At 41.8% G+C, this 3,704-nt stretch carries 3 protein-coding genes; all 3 read left to right on the forward strand.

What is annotated here, in order from left to right:
• Positions 1–70 precede the first annotated feature (70 nt).
• A complete protein-coding gene (locus IEY34_RS35565; protein WP_189020919.1) occupies positions 71–223 on the forward strand; it encodes a hypothetical protein in 153 nt (50 codons plus the stop codon).
• Between the two features lie 25 nt (positions 224–248).
• A complete protein-coding gene (locus IEY34_RS35570; protein ID WP_189020921.1) occupies positions 249–1,571 on the forward strand; it encodes an S-layer homology domain-containing protein in 1,323 nt (440 codons plus the stop codon).
• A 12-nt stretch (positions 1,572–1,583) separates the two neighbouring features.
• Positions 1,584–3,704 (forward strand): DUF5704 domain-containing protein (locus IEY34_RS35575; protein ID WP_229758020.1); only part of this gene is annotated, 2,121 nt, incomplete at its 3' end.

The raw sequence follows: 3,704 nt of genomic DNA on the forward strand, positions 1-3,704 counted from the left end.
AGAGGCTGTAAGAAAGGGATATTTTATTAATGATTGTACAAATACGCAGTAGTGAGGGAGATATATAACAATGAAAAAAAGAGTATTAGGAATGCTTTTGACAGGTTTGGTAGTGGGTGGTTCGGCAGTCCTTCAAGACAACACGTTTTATCTTTTACTACTCTTTGATTTACTAGATGTATCTAACGTCACACCAATAGAATTTGCCGATGTTCAAATGTAACTACTTAACCATGGAGGTACAGTAAATGAAAAAGAAAATTGCAATACTTGCACTTGCTGCAGCTACAGTCTTAACATCGAACATCTTGGTCAGTAAAAGCGAGACAGTTAAAGCGGCAGCTTCCAAAGTAACTTTCTCTGATATTGGAGGTCACTGGGCCGAGCAAGCAATCAGCGGAGCCATTCAAAAGGGATATGTAGACGGCTACCCAGACGGTTCGTTCAAACCTGAGGGGCAGGTGACTCGCGCCGAATTTATTAAAATGGTTGATAACGCACTTCATATATCCATTGCAAGTGCAGGAGCAGGTGACGCATGGTATATCCCTTACATCAATGCCGCGGCGACTTCCGGTTTCCATCAAAGAAGCGATTTCACAAGCGGTGATTGGAACACTCCCATGTCACGTAAGGAGATGGCGCGAGTAGCACTTCGCTCTGCCACAGGGGATAAGAATACAGAAGATCAAAAATGGATGTACTTAGCAACCAAGGCTGGTCTAATTACCGGATTGGATGACACAGGCACACTTGGAGAAGATCAAAGTACTACACGCGCTCAGTCGGTGACTATTATCGAACGTATCCTTTCCATCAAGAGTGGTCAGATGCTTTCTACTGACAAGCACGCTATTTCGAGGGCAGAAGTAGCATGGCATGGGACAAATATCTTTACTATGTGGCCCCGTTATTTTCCAAGTAATTTCGAAGAGTACTTTGATCTATCTAAAGGAAAATGGGATGCACCTGACGGAAGATATCATGAAAAACTATTGGAGTTCATTGTTGTCGATATGGAGGATATGAACGATCCTTTTAGGACTAATGTTGCTGGTATGAAATTCACCTTTAGAAAATTCGATGATGCAGGAAAACTAATCAAGACAGATACTTATAATGCCCCAACAAAATCTTATGTAGCTTTCTCGAAGGTTAGTCAATTGTTCACTGATTCTTACCCTGCAGGTTGGTATAGTTCAGAGGGGGGATCTGCACGAGTATTTTCAGGTGGTATTGGTCCCACTAAAGGTGACTACAACAACTGGAAAAACTTTTCATCTAAAGAAAGCGATACAAATGTACTTTTTACAAAGACTCAGGTTGGACAAAATATCGTTGACCTTAACGTAGCTAAGGGTAATCCGCACGACCCTACCAAATATCAAATAGGAAAAGAGTATTATTGGTATGCTGCTAATTTATATCCAAAAGGAGATATGTTTGCAGATAGTTGGATTGAAATTACTTACACGCCCAATATCTACTATTTTAAAAATTCTGGTGCTACTGGCAATTCAGGAATTTCTTTAATACATGCTACTCCTGATTATTCCATATCAAACCAGTAAATGTGAGGGAATATGAGGACAAAGAGACTAGAATCCAAAATAATTAGTATTTTCATTATTTATTCGCTGGTTGCTGGATATTTCCCATTCTTTCTCTCAATATCGAATGCAGCTGCGCCATATCCAACGGAACCAATTAATTTTTCTTCTGACATGTCGGCTATAAGTGGCTTAACAGAATCAGGAGGTAGTTATTATTCATCTACCTCCTATGTAAGTTATGCCGGTGGAACTTTAAATGTAGCAGACAAAGTAACTGATCCAGCAAAACAGGCGGCAATTCAGAGTGTGACATTAGTTTCAGATGTTTCGGGAATCACGGCTACTTGTGCAACTACTGTATGTACTATTCCTTCTGCACCCCTGTATGGAAGTTCACAAGTGGTAACTACAAGTAAAGATAATAGCGGGTATTTTGATTGGTGGAGAAACCATGCTGGTTTCAGGGGGTTTTATTGGACTTACGACCGTTTTGGTGATAGTCAGACGATAACTGCTTCACCACCAACTGGAACAGGAGGATGTGACCCGATTGCTTCTAGTTGTACTGCACAGTTATACCCTTCTGCTAGTACTGTAGACGACTTTATTAATATAGATGCTTCTGGCATGAGTTGGGCCAAATCAAATGGGACAACAGTTCCAGATAGTGTAGTTAAGTTAGAGTCTACAACAACTACCTCAATTGGTGATATCACAGTTAACTTACACGATGCCACAAAAACTGGTTCTACAATTACAATTAACTTTGATGCGGGGCCATTCGATAGTGGTGGTATTGATATTGAACCTCACCCTGCTGAATATCCTGATGCAAAAGGTTTAAGATGGATCGGAGATTTTACAGCTTCATTTCGTGGAACGACATATATTTATGAACTAAATTGGACAATGACGGTTGATTATGGTGGTGGCGGTGGTGGCACTCCCGGTGGCGGTGGCAACTGTCCTTACGTGATTGGCCCACCAACCCAAGGTACTACAATGCCTTTGAGTGATTTAGACCCCAACGCAAATGGTGTTATTAAGGCAGATCCAAGGGATTCTGAATATTTTAATGTTCTGCAGGGTGTTCCTACTTCGGAATATTTGTACACAAATACTTTGGCAGATAACTATCTATTCAAACAAAATTGGGCGCAACAAATAGGTAAAACAACGTATTCATGCACTGTTACTATTAAATACGTTCGGAAATGGACTGTACCAGGACCACCAATTTGCGGTCCACCACCTGGTGGGTGTTCCCCTGGACCCGCACTTCCTGCAGGAGATGAACAGACTAAAGTATACACTTTTCAATTGTTTAGAGACTACTTTTATTGGCAAATCAATAACCTTGAAGTGTACAAGATTAATAATGCAATAATGAATAACTACGCTTTACCCGGCGGGAATGTGACAATGTACCCAAGTGGTGGTTATACTCCGCCAACTTTATCAAAGGTGCATTCAACAGTTGTTGGTGACCACGTACACCCAGTAGATACACCAACAATTAGTTATACCCCACCAATTCTTACAGGAGGATTAAGCTCCCCACCGCCTGTACCAGACGATACATCAATGCTAAAAGGTATGGCAGAGTCAAGCACACCAGAAAGCAAAGTCAACAATGATACAGTCAAATTCAATAATGCTACAACTATGGATGGTACGCAGCACACAAAAACGGGACCAACTCCGACAAACATCCCGATGCCTACAACTATAGGACGCGACGTGCTTTACAAAAATCAGAATCTAGTAAGCAATTCCTTGGCGAACAAACCGAACACACCAAGTTCGGGGACCATTTATTATGAGCTTTTGCCTGAAAATGTGAATGGTGGGGCAAACACATCCTACTCGATCAACGGCATCAACACCGTAACCGTCCATACACCCGTCGTCAATTACTCGGACATACCGGACATCAACCGGCCCTTCGACCAGAGTATGAACCCGGATTACAGCAAAACGGTTCTTGTCCTAGGTCGGCCGTTCCGTGTGGACTTCGACGAAAAGGGACAGCATTTAAATTACTTAGGCTATGGCAACAACGATTACATGAAATACACGGCTTCTAAGCGTGTGACGTTTCCCTTCGGTGTGTTTGACTCTACAGGAGCTTACCATCAGGAAAATACCTGG

Source organism: Paenibacillus marchantiophytorum, from assembly GCF_014640555.1.
GTDB classification, from domain to species: Bacteria; Bacillota; Bacilli; order Paenibacillales; family NBRC-103111; genus Paenibacillus_E; species Paenibacillus_E marchantiophytorum.

Excerpts from the sequence above, each read along its gene's own strand:
- IEY34_RS35565 (WP_189020919.1), top strand. The coding sequence starts at position 71 with ATGAAAAAAAGAGTATTAGGAATGCTTTTGACAGGTTTGGTAGTGGGT.
- IEY34_RS35570 (WP_189020921.1), top strand. The coding sequence starts at position 249 with ATGAAAAAGAAAATTGCAATACTTGCACTTGCTGCAGCTACAGTCTTA.